This window comes from Paraglaciecola mesophila KMM 241, from assembly GCF_000315015.1.
Classification (GTDB): domain Bacteria; phylum Pseudomonadota; class Gammaproteobacteria; order Enterobacterales; family Alteromonadaceae; genus Paraglaciecola; species Paraglaciecola mesophila.
The window spans coordinates 1-14,530 of record NZ_BAEP01000089.1 but is presented as its reverse complement, the minus strand read 5'-3'; the positions used below and the strand labels follow the sequence as shown (position 1 = coordinate 14,530).

At 43.6% G+C, this 14,530-nt stretch carries 17 protein-coding genes; 9 read left to right on the top strand and 8 right to left on the bottom strand.

Going from position 1 to position 14,530, the window contains the following annotated elements:
* Positions 1-200: 200 nt before the first annotated feature.
* The 7 genes from GMES_RS21225 to def all read right to left on the bottom strand — a co-directional run bounded on the left by GMES_RS21225 (position 201) and on the right by def (position 6,449).
* Complete coding sequence (locus tag GMES_RS21225) at positions 201-947, bottom strand: complement resistance protein TraT (protein WP_006994883.1); 747 nt, start codon at positions 945-947, stop codon at positions 201-203.
* Between the two features lie 40 nt (positions 948-987).
* On the bottom strand, positions 988-1,347 hold the full coding sequence (locus tag GMES_RS22360; RefSeq protein ID WP_006994882.1) for a hypothetical protein: 360 nt from the start codon (positions 1,345-1,347) through the stop codon (positions 988-990).
* A gap of 256 nt (positions 1,348-1,603) precedes the next feature.
* Positions 1,604-2,140: a DUF2780 domain-containing protein gene (locus tag GMES_RS21215; protein ID WP_006994881.1), complete on the bottom strand. Its 537-nt coding sequence runs from the start codon at positions 2,138-2,140 to the stop codon at positions 1,604-1,606.
* 104 nt (positions 2,141-2,244) lie between these two features.
* The gene (gene trkA / locus GMES_RS21210; RefSeq protein ID WP_006994880.1) at positions 2,245-3,624 is read right to left on the bottom strand and encodes a Trk system potassium transporter TrkA; all 1,380 of its coding nucleotides are present in this window, start codon (positions 3,622-3,624) and stop codon (positions 2,245-2,247) included.
* Positions 3,625-3,672: 48 nt separating this feature from the next.
* Positions 3,673-4,986, bottom strand: coding sequence for a 16S rRNA (cytosine(967)-C(5))-methyltransferase RsmB (gene rsmB / locus GMES_RS21205; RefSeq protein WP_006994879.1), 1,314 nt, complete (start codon positions 4,984-4,986; stop codon positions 3,673-3,675).
* Complete coding sequence (fmt, locus tag GMES_RS21200; RefSeq protein WP_006994878.1) at positions 4,983-5,930, bottom strand: methionyl-tRNA formyltransferase; 948 nt, start codon at positions 5,928-5,930, stop codon at positions 4,983-4,985. Before fmt ends, rsmB begins: the two co-directional genes overlap by 4 nt.
* Positions 5,931-5,939: 9 nt before the next feature.
* Entirely contained in the window at positions 5,940-6,449 is a 510-nt protein-coding gene (gene def, locus GMES_RS21195) for a peptide deformylase (protein WP_006994877.1), read from the bottom strand.
* Between the two features lie 238 nt (positions 6,450-6,687).
* Between def and GMES_RS21190 the strand changes: the two genes are divergently transcribed.
* The 9 genes from GMES_RS21190 (at position 6,688) to GMES_RS21150 (ending at position 13,668) form a co-directional block, all read left to right on the top strand.
* Complete coding sequence (locus GMES_RS21190) at positions 6,688-7,767, top strand: LysM peptidoglycan-binding domain-containing protein (protein ID WP_006994875.1); 1,080 nt, start codon at positions 6,688-6,690, stop codon at positions 7,765-7,767.
* 24 nt (positions 7,768-7,791) lie between these two features.
* On the top strand, positions 7,792-8,931 hold the full coding sequence (gene dprA / locus GMES_RS21185; protein ID WP_006994874.1) for a DNA-processing protein DprA: 1,140 nt from the start codon (positions 7,792-7,794) through the stop codon (positions 8,929-8,931).
* Position 8,932: 1 nt separating this feature from the next.
* A complete protein-coding gene (locus GMES_RS21180; protein WP_006994873.1) occupies positions 8,933-9,409 on the top strand; it encodes a DUF494 family protein in 477 nt (158 codons plus the stop codon).
* A 56-nt stretch (positions 9,410-9,465) separates the two neighbouring features.
* Positions 9,466-10,026, top strand: coding sequence for a DNA topoisomerase family protein (locus tag GMES_RS21175; protein WP_006994872.1), 561 nt, complete (start codon positions 9,466-9,468; stop codon positions 10,024-10,026).
* A gap of 67 nt (positions 10,027-10,093) precedes the next feature.
* Positions 10,094-10,657: an L-threonylcarbamoyladenylate synthase type 1 TsaC gene (locus GMES_RS21170; protein WP_006994871.1), complete on the top strand. Its 564-nt coding sequence runs from the start codon at positions 10,094-10,096 to the stop codon at positions 10,655-10,657.
* 3 nt (positions 10,658-10,660) lie between these two features.
* The gene (hemF, locus tag GMES_RS21165) at positions 10,661-11,584 is read left to right on the top strand and encodes an oxygen-dependent coproporphyrinogen oxidase (protein ID WP_006994870.1); all 924 of its coding nucleotides are present in this window, start codon (positions 10,661-10,663) and stop codon (positions 11,582-11,584) included.
* Between the two features lie 196 nt (positions 11,585-11,780).
* A complete protein-coding gene (locus tag GMES_RS21160; protein WP_006994869.1) occupies positions 11,781-12,464 on the top strand; it encodes an OmpW/AlkL family protein in 684 nt (227 codons plus the stop codon).
* 146 nt (positions 12,465-12,610) lie between these two features.
* Positions 12,611-13,429 carry a shikimate dehydrogenase gene (aroE, locus tag GMES_RS21155; protein ID WP_006994868.1) on the top strand — a complete coding sequence of 273 codons (819 nt, stop codon included), beginning with the start codon at positions 12,611-12,613 and terminating at the stop codon, positions 13,427-13,429.
* Entirely contained in the window at positions 13,426-13,668 is a 243-nt protein-coding gene (locus tag GMES_RS21150; RefSeq protein ID WP_033185035.1) for a hypothetical protein, read from the top strand. The genes aroE and GMES_RS21150 overlap by 4 nt, the downstream gene beginning before the upstream one ends.
* Positions 13,669-13,714: 46 nt before the next feature.
* Here GMES_RS21150 and GMES_RS21145 read toward each other — a convergent pair whose 3' ends face one another.
* Entirely contained in the window at positions 13,715-14,248 is a 534-nt protein-coding gene (locus GMES_RS21145; protein ID WP_033185036.1) for a gamma carbonic anhydrase family protein, read from the bottom strand.
* Positions 14,249-14,530 lie beyond the last annotated feature (282 nt).

The following is a 14,530-nucleotide window of genomic DNA, read 5'->3' as shown; positions in this document are numbered from 1 at the left end:
CGAGCTGCGCAGTGTAACTCCCTTTAAAACTTGTCCGTAGGCAAAGCCCTAGTGGGTTTAGTACTGCGCTCTCGGTTTTGGAATTGGTATGAGGCGCTTACTTTCCCTGGCCCATAAAAAAGGCTACTCACCTTTACGGCGAGTAGCCTTTGAATGCTAAAAAGGCAGCTTCGCACTGCCATATTTCATTTCATTCCAATTTAGAAGAATGATGCCATAGCGTAAGCCGTTTTTTCGAACATAAGAGGCTGTGCTTCTTCTAGTTCAAGATTTGCTTTATTAGCGGTGGTCACAACACGTGTACGATATTCTTTTTGATTTGTTGCTTCAGAATACGTTTGCGTTGTTGCGCCGTCATCAGAAATTTTGCTGTTTACCTTAGAGTCACGACGTACGATGACTCCTTTCTTAGCGCGTTCACGAATTTGAATATCTGCAACAAGTAAATAGGTAACATCTTTAACGAATGCGTTTGCTGCCGTTGATGCTAAACCTCCAATTAGGCCCGCTGCTGCTGCGCCTCGATAGCTACCACCGGTGGCATAGCCAATAGCTGAACCAGCTGCTACACCTTGGAAACCACTAGAAAGATAGTTTTCAGCGGCGCTAGGTGATGCTTTCTCAAGGTTACGCACAAAAACGCTCATGGTGTACTGAGCCTTATCTGGGCTATCCACAAAAGAGTAACCATTGCCGCTACCAGAAATTTGTTCGTTAAGCGCCTGTCTAAATGCATTTCGGTCAAATTCCATCACGGCAGAGCGTACTTCTAAATACACTTTGCGCTTTTCAGGTGGAACTGCATCAACAAAGATTGAAGTGCTGAGTTTAGTTTGAACATCTAAGTCCTTTTTCGCTATTGATGTGTGAACCGCAGCACAACTTGTTAAAGCTAAAATAGCGAGTCCGACGAATGCGATTTTGGCGGAACGAACATAATTTTTCATAGTAATTACCTTTACTTATGTTATTGATTAAATTGTGGTTTTAGTAGTAATACCGACCATGGTACCTATGGTAGTAACGACAGTTTCGGTACTGCGTCCAGTTGTAACGTAACAAGTCACGACATGTATATCCTCGGCGCCAATAAGTGCCTTGGTATTCTGGTGGCTTAACGTTCTTTTTAAGCATGCTCTCAATATAGTTATCCACTTCTTTTGGGCGTTCAGCCAAAAATGGGCGTGACATTACCTCACCATTGAGTTGTGCTTGCATTCTCGCTAGCGCTTCTTCTTCAGTTTCTTCCTGTGCGAAGGTAAAAAGCGACAGCAACATACAGCAAAAGCCTAAAAGCACTTGCGGTAAAGTGGGGAATTTTTTGAGAGATGAATTGGTATTTAGCATAATATTCCTCCATAAATTCATCATGACAATCGAGCTGACACGACCTCTTCCTGAGCAGCGTCTAAAAACCTTAACGCTAAACTCACGTAATGCAAAGTGCATTTGTGTGAATTTTTAGCTTTTTCGCTGAAAGTCTTGATTAACGGTAAATTTTTGAATCTAAACGAAGCTATCTGAAATGAAAAAAGCCACGAAGTGGCTTTTTGAACTATTCATTTTGTCTACCATATGAGCGTCGGTATATTCACTTTAGGACTTAACCAAGTAGTTTACCTAAACCTTGAGTCAGCAATTGCTTGGCTTGCTGGCCTTCTGGGGTATCCAAGTAAGCTTGAGCTTTGCTAACAAATTGCGTAATCATTTCAGGCTTCAAACCCAATGCTTCAAATTGCTTTTTCACATCATTAATTGCTTTTAGTGATTCATTATAGCTTGCAGCTTTATCTAAGATGCCTCCTAAACCACCTTCACTCGTCATATTGCTAATATCAGGCACTGATTCCAATAAACCGCTTACGCCGGGTAGAGCATCGGTCAGCTGGCCGTATTGATCTGAAGAGATATTTTCTTTGGCATAATTAAATATTGCGCCTAAACCGCCAGAGGCTTGAGTTTGTGTAACGCCAAGAGAATCAGTTACAGAGGAAACCATGCCGGAGATAGAAGGAGTGGCAGCTTCTTGCTGTGTTTCCATACCTAGCATGCTTTTAATTGAATCTAACCAGCCTTCTGCGTGTGCCTGAGGCTGAATACTGAGTGCTGCGACTGTAAGTACGATACTTAGTTTTTTCATTATCATTCCTTTAATTAACCAAATTGGTGAGGCGGATTTTAGGTTACTTCCGTCCATTCGCCAATCTAGTCTTTAGGCTAAGGGAGTTAAGTTTAAGTGCTTGCTTACCCAAAGAAGAAAGCGCTGGGTTGAAACAGTTTTTCAACATGGCTAATAAACTTTTTGTCGACCAAAAATAAGATCACGTGATCGTTAGCTTCAATCTTAGTATTACTGTGGGCAATAATCACTTCGTCAGCTCTGACGATGGCGCCAATTGTCGTGCCTGGGGGTAATTTGATGTCGCGAATTTCACGTCCTACGACTTTAGACGTATTTTGATCGCCGTGCGCTATCGCTTCAATTGCTTCTGCGGCACCACGTCTAAGTGAGTAGACATTGACAATGTCCCCACGGCGTATATGGGTCAGTAGAGCTGAAATGGTGGCTTGTTGAGGCGAGAACGCGATGTCTATTTCCCCACCTTGCACTAAATCTACATAAGCACTGCGCTGAATTAATACCATGGCTTTTTGCGCGCCTAAGCGTTTAGCGAGCATGGCAGACATAATGTTCGCTTCGTCATCATTGGTGACTGCGATGAACGCATCAACTTGCTCAACATTTTCCTCAGTGAGCAATTCATGGTCAGATGCGTCACCGCAAAACACGATGGTTTTGTCTAAGTGAGCAGATAGGTATTTAGCCCGTTCTTGACTGTACTCGATTAACTTTACGTTGTGATTATGTTCTAGCAGTTTAGCCAAGCCTGCGCCTATCAGACCGCCGCCAGCAATCATAATGCGCTTATAACTGGACTCTAATTTTTGTAGTTCACTCATTACCGCACGAATATGCTTGGTCGCAGCGATAAAGAATACTTCGTCGTCCGCTTCTATCACGGTAGTACCAAGCGGGCGAATAGGGCGGCCACGTCGGTATATTGCAGCTACACGAGTTTCTACGTTCGGCATGTGTTGCTTTAACGTTGACAGGGCATGGCCAACTAGTAGGCCACCGTAATAGGCTTTTACCGCCACTAGGCTGGCTTTGCCGTCAGCGAACTCAACGACTTGCAGCGCACCGGGATAGTCAATTAAGCGTTTAATCGCCTTGGTAACTAATTGCTCGGGAGCAATTAAGTGATCAACAGGCACATCCTGATGCTTAAAGAGCTGCTCTTGATAAATAATGTATTGCTCTGAACGAACACGGGCGATTTTGGTCGGGGTCTTAAATAAACTATAAGCTACCTGACAGGCCATCATATTGCTTTCATCGCTGCTCGTAACAGCGATGAGCATATCAGCATCTTCAGCACCGGCCTTTTTTAACACATCAGGGTGCGAGCCAACGCCATTAATAACACGTAAATCTAATCGGTCTTGCAACTGTCTAAGGGTGTCTTGATGAGAATCTATAACAGTGATTTCGTTCATTTCACCCACGAGGTTTTCGGCGAGTGTTGCGCCAACCTGGCCCGCACCAATAATTATTATTTTCATTGTAGATTCATTCTAACGTGTTGCTCTGTTTAGAAAATATACGGTTTTTTAGGCTTTTAGCAGTCGAGCGTAATAAAAACCGTCCATTTGTTTTTCACCAGGTAGAATCTGTCTTCCTGGTTTTTGTGCTGCGTCATTTTCGAATTTGTCGTCTAACAGCGCATCAGGTGTACGATTTAAAAACGCACTAATTTGCAACTGATTTTCTGCTGGAAGAATCGAACACGTCGCGTAAAGCATGGTTCCACCTGGCTTCAACAACGCCCACATTGCATCGATTATTTTGCTTTGTAATGCTACAAGTACGTCAATGTCACTAGATTTACGCAACCACTTTATATCTGGGTGGCGGCGAATAATACCTGTGGCTGAGCAAGGCGCATCTAGCAATATGCGATCGAATAACTGGCCGTCCCACCATGATGTTGGCTTGCTGGCGTCACCGCAAATGAGTGTTGCTTGATGCCCTAAGCGAGTTAAATTTTCTTCGATGCGTTTAAGGCGGCTGCTTTCTATATCTATTGCTACGCATGTGGCTATATCGGGTTGTAGCTCAAGTATGTGACACGTTTTTCCTCCCGGCGCTGCGCAGCAATCTAATACGCGATCATTAGGCTGTGAGCCTAGCAGCCCCGCGGCTAATTGCGCTGCGCCATCTTGCACCGCAAACCAACCTTCGTCATAACCTGGCAGAGTCGTGATGTCGCACCCTTTTGATAAAATAATACCTTGATGCTGGGCTGCTTGACGCTCATAGGCCACTTCTCTTTCGTCTAAAAGTCGACAATATTCATCAGTACTCTTGTACTTGTTATTAACGCGCAACCAAATAGGTGCTTTTACCTGCATTGCGTCTAGTATGGTCTTGTAATTATCGGGGTAAGCATCAACGAGCTTTTTGTAGAACCATTTTGGCTGTCCGCTCAAAACTTGTTCATTATCAGGTAAATTTTGCGCCGTATCTTGGCGTATGAAATTACGCAAAACAGCATTTACCAAACCCTTGGTTGCTATTGCATTTAATGGCACGCAGGCATTTACACATTCAGAAACAGCGGCATGAGTTGACACTCGAGAAAAGGCAAGTTGATAAAACCCAAGCATAATTAGGTGCTCTACCACTTTCACATTTTTCTTTAACGGCTTATCGAGCAACAATCTTAGCCAGTGCTGTAGTAAGGGCAGCTGGCGAAGTACGCCGTAAGTCATTTCTTGCAACCATGCTTTGTCTTTTTCATTATGATCTTGTTGTGCTGCAGGTAAGCATTCTCTAGCTGACATACCTTGCTCTAATATTTGAAAAAGCACACGGGCGGCATCGGCGCGCAAGTTTTGCTGGTATCTACCTTTTGATTGGCTCATGAAAGTATTGTACCGACGCTAAACCAATCGCTGTGACCATTGAGTATGTCTTGAGTCGCCAGCGGCTTCTTACCCGGTAACTGTAATGTTTTAATCAAAAAAACGCCGTCACCTGTTTGTACACCAATTGCATGCTTATCTGCTTGAACAATTTGCCCTGGCTGGGCATTATCGCGAATTGGCGTCTGTTGCACTTCAGCGCTGCGCACTTTAATAGCGGCGCCGTTTGCTTCGAAATACGCAACAGGCCAAGGGTCAAATGCACGAACATTACGTTCAAGCTGAGCTGCAGTCATGGTCCAATCAATTTTAGCTTCTTGTTTGGATAGCTTTTCAGCGTAAGTAGCTAACGTATTATCTTGTGCCTGAGGCGTAATGTCTCTTAAAGAGGCTAAAGTCTCTAATAATCCCTTAGGGCCAAGCTGCGCTAACTTTGTATATAAAGTCGCGCTGGTATCTGTAGGGGTAATCGCAATACGTAATTCGCTTAGCATCGCGCCTGTATCCAAACCTTTATCCATTTGCATAATGGTGACCCCTGTTTCTGCATCACCTGCCCATATTGCTCTTTGAATAGGGGCCGCACCGCGCCACTTGGGTAACAGTGAACCATGTACATTCAAGCAACCGTATTTGGGCGTATCAAGAATAATCTGCGGTAAAATCAAGCCATAGGCGACGACAACCATGACATCCGCATTTAATGCAGCAAGTTGCTGTTGGGCTTCTTCTGATTTAAGTGATGCTGGTTGATATACCGGTATATCGTGCTGCTGGGCAAGCTGTTTCACCGCGCTAGCGTGCAGTCTTTTCCCCCTCCCAGCAGGCCTGTCAGGTTGAGTGTAAGCCGCGATTACCTGATGTTCAGATTCTATCAGCGCGGATAAATGATTGGCGGCAAACTCTGGCGTACCAGCGAAAACAATTTTAAGACCTGATTTCAATGTAACCTCTTAACCCTTGGCTGCTAGGCGGGCTTCTTTTTCTAACTTAGTGCGGATGCGCTGGCGCTTAAGTGGTGACAAGTAATCTACAAAAAGTTTACCTTTCAAATGATCCAACTCATGTTGAATACAAATAGCCAATAAACCATCTGCATCCAAGGTAAATGCATCGCCATTCTCATCTAACGCTTTTACGGTTATTTTCTCTGCTCGCTCAACTTTGGCGTAGTTATTAGGAACAGACAAGCAGCCTTCTTCACTGATCGTTGTGCCATCCATGTGCGTGATCTCAGGATTAATAAACACTTGTGGTTTATCTTGCTCTTCAGAAACGTCAATGACCACTACGCGCTTATGCACGTCTATTTGTGTTGCTGCTAACCCAATTCCATTTTCATCCTTCATGGTTTCAAGCATATCGCTCACCAGTGTCTTTATGGAACTGTCTATTTTATCAACAGGGGTGGCAACTGTGCGCAAGCGCTCATCAGGAAATCTCAATACATCTAATATAGCCATGTTTACATTTAACTCATTTTGCTCCCACCAAATAAATAGAAAATGGCAAGGAGGTATTCAAAAAATATCGCACTTGGTTCCTCAATGTTACGGTTGTCAATCGAGGAGGCATCGGTGCTCTTGGTATCAATTATCATACGAACCTGATCATCAGGCTATTTAATCTTTGCAATAACAGGCTATTCTAACCGATATCGAATAAAAACATAATAGCCCTAGATACAAGGTGCCATGCCACATGTTGAATAATCTACTTCGCTTGAGCCTTGTGCTTTTACTTTTGCCATTTTGGGCGCATGCGGACGTGATAACACTAAAAGAGAACGCCCCACGTACTTATGTCGTAAAGCATGGCGACACATTATGGGATATCTCTAACCTTTTTCTGCACAAACCCTGGTACTGGCCGCAAATTTGGCGAACGAATACGCAAATTATCAATCCGCATCTCATTTTTCCGGGGGACGAATTACGCCTAACGATTAATGCCGCGGGAGAGCCTTTCGTTGATTTAATTCGTGGCGAAAAAAAGCCGTATCTAGTGCGCTCACCCTCAGCCTCACAAATCAATAAATCGAATCAACCTATTGCTGTACTCCCTTGGCATGAGATAGAACCGTATTTTAATCAAGAACTTGTGCTGAGTGAAAAGCAGTACTCTGAATTGCCATCTATTGTCGGTAGCACAAAAGGAACTGAATACTTTTCTAACAACGATCTGGTGTTGGTTAATCACGAAAAATTGCCATTGGGTCATTATCAGGTCGTGCGTAAGCAGCAGTCTCTATTTAATGCCAAAAGCGAATTTTTGGGCGTGCAAATTCGCCATGTGGCCGACGGGCAAGCGCTGGCCCCAGTTTTACCCAAGCAGTCCTTGGTCACGTTGTCATCCGCTAATTTGGAAGTAAAGCGCGGTGATAAACTCTTAAAAAAAGTCCCCAATGCTATTACTAAAGCTATGACAGATATAACAGCAGCTATAGAGCAAAGGGGAAATATTATTGCTGATGTATCCCAATACCAATTATCAGGCAAGTTTAGCGTGGTAGTTATCGATGTTGGCAGCAGTAATATTAAACGCGGTACGGTAATGGGCATTTATCAACAGGGAGCAGCAGTGATCGATGGAGAGCCCCCTAAGTATCTCGCCGAGGCTCAAACGATTGAGAAACTTTTTGCAGAAAATGATGTATTGCCTCAGCCGTGGATGAAGGTCGGAGAACTTTTAGTCTTTAGCGTCTTTGACAAGGTAAGTTATGCACTCGTCACGCGTTCGTCTACAGTTATTCGAAAAGGCGCTATCGTTGCAAAACCGTAGGGCTGCCAGTTTAAGTGGAGCCTTATGTATCAAGAAAACGAACATGCCTATAGTGAAACCTCTGAGAATGAGCAGCGTCAGTGGCTAATACTCGCCCAGCTACCACGGTTTTCTGTTGCTAAACTGGCAACGATATTGCGCAAGAGCGCTATACAAATAGCGGATTTATTTGATGCTGATTCAAAGCAACTAACTGCCTACGGCTTCAGCGATGCGCAAATACAGCAACTACAGCATCCTGATGAGCGGCAATTGGATAAAAGCTTACAGTGGTCTGAGCAAACAAGTAGCTCATTGCTTAACATAACCTCGAAGCATTACCCTAAAGTGCTATTGCAAACGGCCAGACCACCCATATTATTATATTGCTTTGGAAATAAAGACTTATTAAATACGCATCAGATAGCAATAGTAGGAAGCCGCAATCCTTCTATCGCAGGTAAGCAAAACGCTCAGTATTTTGCCCAGGGTTTATCTCAATGCGGATGGACAGTAACCAGCGGGTTGGCATTAGGTATCGATGGCCTTGCTCATGACGCAGTACTGAAAGTTAAGGGCAGTACTGTTGCGGTGCTGGGGACAGGCCTAAATAATATTTATCCCAAGCGGCACGTTAAGATGGCTGACTGTATACTTGAACAAGGCGGTACGCTTGTTTCTGAATTTGTCCCTGACATGCCAGCAAAGCCTGAAAATTTTCCTCGGCGGAATCGTATTATCAGCGGTATGTCGTTAGGTACATTAATCATTGAAGCTGCGATAAAAAGCGGGTCCTTAATCACCGCACGCTATGCGCTAGAACAAAACAGAGACGTGTTTGCGGTGCCTGGTAATATAAACAACGTATTATCTAAAGGATGTCACTATTTAATAAAACAGGGTGCAAAGCTGGTGGAATGCGTGAGTGATATTAACGATGAATATCAGCATCTGGCACTTAATTTCTTGAATATCCAGCAGAATGAATTGCAAAAAAGCGCGAGACAAAGCTTGGCTTCTGACAAATTGTTAGATAGTGTAGATTTTGAAACCACACCGTTGGATATAGTTGTAGAGCGATGTGGCATGCCAGTTGCTGAGGTTATGTCTCAATTATTAGAATACGAATTGCGTGGGTTAGTAGCAGCAGTCCCAGGTGGTTACCTTAAATTGGGGGAAAAATAACATGTTTGATATCCTCATGTATCTCTTTGAAAATTTCATTCACAGTGAAACAGAAATTCGCGTCGATCAAGATGAATTGACCGATGAACTGGTGCGCGCCGGTTTTCATCAAGATGAAATATATAAAGCATTATCTTGGCTCGAAAAACTAGCGGCTTTACAAGAAACAGACATAAACCCTTATTTAGTCAAAGGACCTACTTCTTTTGTTACGCGTATTTATACGCATGAAGAAGAGATGCGCCTCGATATCGAGTGTCGTGGCTTTCTCATGTTTTTAGAGCAAATCAATGTGCTGGACTCTACAACGCGTGAGATGGTTATCGATCGCGTCATGGAAATCGACTCTAAAGAATTCTGTTTAGAGGACATGAAGTGGGTTGTGCTTATGGTGCTGTTCAATGTACCAGGTAAAGAAAATGCTTATGCGCAAATGGAAGATTTATTATTTGAAGAGCCAGAAGGGCCGTTGCATTAATCACTCTGACACGGGTTTAGAGCGTAAACCCGTGATTGCCAAGGCACACCTGTTACATGTCTAAAATTGATCATTCTCTTTTCAACACTCATGAATCCGCGTTTGACCCCGGACCCTGCCCGGATTGCAATGCGCCATTGCAACTTCGACATAGCAAAAATGGTGCGTTTATCGGTTGTAGTGACTACCCAAAATGTGGATACAGCAAACCACTTCATGATAGCGACAATACTGAATTAACCGTTATTGAAGGCTCCCATTGTCCTGAATGCGAGTCCGAGTTGGTGATTAGAAAAGGGCGCTACGGTATGTATATCGCTTGCAGCAATTTTCCTGAATGCCACTACGTAAAATCAAATAAAGCGCAAGACACAGACAAGGTTGAATGTCCCTCTTGCCATAAAGGGCACCTAACAAAGAGGGCCAATAAATATGGGAAGAACTTCTATCCCTGTGACCAGTATCCTCAATGTCACTACGCACTGAATTTTACACCAGTCGCCCATGCGTGCCCAAAATGCGCTTGGCCTGTTATGCAGGAGAAAAAAGCAGCGGCAGGACTTATTTGGCAGTGCCCTGAGCGTAGATGTGGGCACAAGCAGCCTGCGCAAGAATGACTTTAGGTTTATCCTTGTTGCGTCCTGTTTTACACTCAGTGCCATCTAAACTCTAAGCAATATAAAAATGACAGCAAACCACACTGACGATCCCTTTTTACTCGACTATTTAGCTGGGAAGGTTTTTGCCTATCCGACGGAAGCTGTCTTTGGCCTAGGGTGCGATCCTGATAATGAAGAGGCGGTCACGAAACTGCTTGCTCTAAAGCAACGCGATGTAAGCAAGGGATTGATTCTGGTCGCGGATAACTATTCACAGGTGTTGCCATATGTAGATGACAGCGCAATTAAAATGACTAAGCGTACCGAGATATTTTCAAGTTGGCCTGGGCCGATAACCTGGCTGCTTCCTAAATCGAAAACAGCACCGAGTTGGGTAACAGGCGAGTCTGAATTCATTGCTGTCAGAGTCAGTGCCCATCCACTTATAAAAGACCTTTGTCAACGAGCCGATAAGCCGCTAGTTTCTACAAGTGCAAACACCGCTGGTCATCCGCCAGCGCTGAACGCCGCTGAAGTTACATCTTATTTTTCTGACCAAGTAGTCTTAATTGATGGCTCGCTTGGTGGATCACACAGCCCGAGTAAAATTCGTCACGGCCATAGTGGCCAAATCATTAGAGATAATTAGACCATGCCTCAACCACACGTGACCGATACCGAATCGGTAAAACAGTTTTTGCTTAATCTGCAAGACAATATTTGCCAAACGCTAGAAATGGCTGACGGTAAAGGTAGTTTCATAGAAGATAATTGGCAGAGAGAATTAGGTGGGGGCGGACGTACGCGCGTGCTGACGAATGGTCACGTGATTGAGCAGGGGGGAGTTAACTTTTCTCATGTATACGGCGGGCAACTTCCAGCCTCTGCAACGGCATCTCGACCAGAGCTAGCAGGGCGGAGCTTTCAAGCGATGGGCGTTTCACTCGTTATTCATCCTAAAAATCCCCACGTACCGACCTCCCATGCGAATGTGCGCATATTTATTGCTGAAAAAGAAGGTGAGGAGCCTATCTGGTGGTTCGGCGGTGGTTTCGACTTAACGCCTTTCTACCCAGTACATGAAGATGTACTCCATTGGCACCAAACGGCCAAGGATTTATGTGAGCCCTTTGGTAAAGATGTATATAGCAAATATAAAAAATGGTGTGACGACTACTTTTACTTAAAACATCGCGATGAAACGCGGGGAGTAGGGGGGCTTTTCTTTGATGATTTAAATGAATGGGGCTTTGAACGTAGTTTTGCATTCATGCAAGCCGTTGGTAATGGTTTTTTAGATGCCTATGTACCTATTTTAGAAAAACGCAAAGATACGTCTTATTCAGAGCAGGAAAGAAGCTTCCAACTATACAGACGAGGCCGGTATGTGGAGTTTAATTTGGTTTGGGACAGAGGAACCTTATTTGGCTTGCAAACGGGCGGGCGAACAGAGTCAATATTGATGTCTATGCCGCCTCTTGCTCGATGGGAGTATGACTTCCACCCAATACCAGGCAGTAAAGAAGATGCTTTGTATGCAGATTATTTGCATCCTCGGGACTGGTTAAGCGAATAGTCCTTTATTAGATAAGTATTAGCACTTGGCACCATCAATTGGTGTCGGTGCGAATCTTTTGTTTTCTTGATCCAGCTCAAATTTATTCATCCCTTGAATTCCCTCACTTATAACCTGATAAAAATATTGATGTAGATCAATAACGACTGGCGATTGCTCATTACACTGCCGTTAAAATTTATACGCAGAGGTAATAATGAAAGTCTTCAAAATAGTGTTATCCAGTTTAGCTTTAACAGCCAGCATAATGGGCGCAGCCAATGCCTACGAACCAGGTGACATCATAGTACGAGCTGGTTTAACAACCGTCGCTCCGGATGAATCAAGTTCAAATGTTACGGTGCAAAGCGTTGGCAATGTGGGCATGGGGGCATCAGTAAACAGCAATACTCAGCTAGGTCTGAATGCGGTTTATATGTTTACCAGCAACATTGGCTTAGAATTATTGGCAGCCAGCCCATTTACACATGATATTACGTTGAATAACACACTCGATAATGAGTTAGGGTTAGGTGACGGTAAATTAGCTGAAAGTAAACAATTACCTCCGACCCTTAGTGTTCTTTATTATTTCCCTATCTCTGAAACCATTCAGCCTTATGTGGGGGTTGGGCTAAACTACACCGTTTTCTTCGATGAGCAATTTGAAGGTAATCGAGAAGTACAGTCTTTTAATAATTTAAGACTTGATGAGTCGTTTGGTATTGCTGCTCAAATAGGCATGGACTACAAGTTAGATGAGCATTGGTTAGTAAACGCGTCAGTGCGCTATATCGATATTGATACAGAAGCAAAGTTTGATGTTTTGGATTTACCTGCTCAAGTATCAGTCGATATCGACCCATGGGTATATTCGCTCATGTTAGGCTACAAATTTTAATACAAACGGAAGCGACGTAAGCGCGTCGCTTCCAGTTACTTGTTGCTAATTTAGCCTTTCTTATCTTCGTTCAGCACCTTTGCTATTCAGTCGAACATAATTTTACGCTAGTCTTGCCATACAAATTGATTACGACCTTTGAGACTATGGACCGATACGCAGTTTTTGGTAATCCCATTGAGCACAGTAAATCCCCTTTGATCCACACGTTGTTCGCCAAGCAGACCCAACAAGTTATTGAATATGGACGTCAACAACCCGATGCTAACGGGTTCAATGATGCAATCAATACATTCTTTATTGAGGGCTTCATTGGAGCAAACGTTACTTCCCCATTCAAACTTGATGCATTTCGCTTTGCAAATGAACTAACACCACGCGCGAAAGCTGCTGAAGCGGTCAATACGCTATATAAGCGACAAGACGGTTCAATTTTGGGTGACAACACCGACGGGGCTGGCTTAGTTCAGGATCTTCAGCGCTTATGGGGGGAGTTGAACGGGAAGCGTTTATTATTGATTGGCGCTGGTGGGGCGACTCGTGGAGTCATACTTCCTCTACTCACTGCCAAGGTACAAAATATTCATATTGCTAATCGTACGGCCAGCAAAGCCCAGCAACTAGCGGATAGGTTTAAAAAAGAAGGGGCTATTACTGCTTCAGGCTTTAACGACATACCCGAAATACAGTTCGACTTAATTGTTAACTGTACCTCTTCTAGCCTGGATGGGGGGTTACCCGAGATCACTCCGAGTATTTTTACCAACGCATCATATGCTTATGACATGACGTATAAAGCACAAGCAACATCTTTTATGGTGTGGGCTGAAGAATGTAACCCTGACATTAGAACGGCTGATGGACTGGGTATGTTAGTGGGTCAAGCAGCCGAAAGCTTCTATGTTTGGCGAAATGTTCGACCCAAAATAGAACCTATTATTGAAATTGTGCGAGAAATGCTGTGAATCAGGCTGTTCAAATTCAAGATGGCTTCGAAATACTAGACGACATTATGGTTATAAAACTAATAGTGTCTGGGCTCATCATGCATTGCCATGTGCGTGGAATAGCAATAGGTGATATGGATGAATTTTACCAAGCGAATCAGTTCGACTTGGAAGAAATAATCTCCGAACTTGTAGAGAATGAGCAATGGGATGAAAACGGCGTTATTCACATTAACGCCAAATCAATGGAAGCCTAGAGTAAAACCTGTCAGAAAGCTCTTTCTTGAGCTTTCTAAGATACGCCTATACTTCTTCCAAATACTCATTTTTAAGCCTGACGTAGTTATCAGCCGATACTTTCAAAAATGCACGTTCAGAATCTTTCAATGGCCTAGCTTGTTTGACTGGACTGCCTACATAAAGATAACCGCTTTCTAAACGCTTATTCGGGGGAACTAAACTGCCTGCTCCAATAAATACATCATCTTCAACAATAGCCCCATCCATTACGATCGCACCCATACCAACCAGAATGCGATTACCTAACACGCAGCCATGCAACATACATTTATGACCGACAGTGACATCCTCCCCAATAACAAGCGGATGGCCTTTAGGGTTTTCTTTGCTCACTCGGCTCACATGCAGCACTGAACCATCCTGAACATTACTTCTAGCACCTATCTTGATGTAGTTAACGTCACCACGTGCTGCAACCAATGGCCAAATACTCACCTCATCGGCGCATTCGATATCACCGACCACCACACTTGACTCATCTATATAACAACTCTCGGCCAGAGTTGGCTTTATGCCTTTATACGTTCTAATGCTCATTGTCAGTCCATTTTGCTGTGTTATGGCGTGATGATAACAAACTGAATATGTCTTGGAATCACTATTACTGTCTTAAAAATCATCGTATCGCTTTTACTTTGAACGAATTGTTTAATAATTCTTCAGTTGAACGCTTTTTTTAAATAAAGGGTTGCGCTCTAAGATTGGATCTCTATAATGCGCCTCTCGCTTCGGGACAGCCGCTAAAACAGCTGTACTGACACTGGTTTTAACCAGGTGATTTAAGACTTTTTTAAAGCCTTTAATCAGCGTGATGCAAGG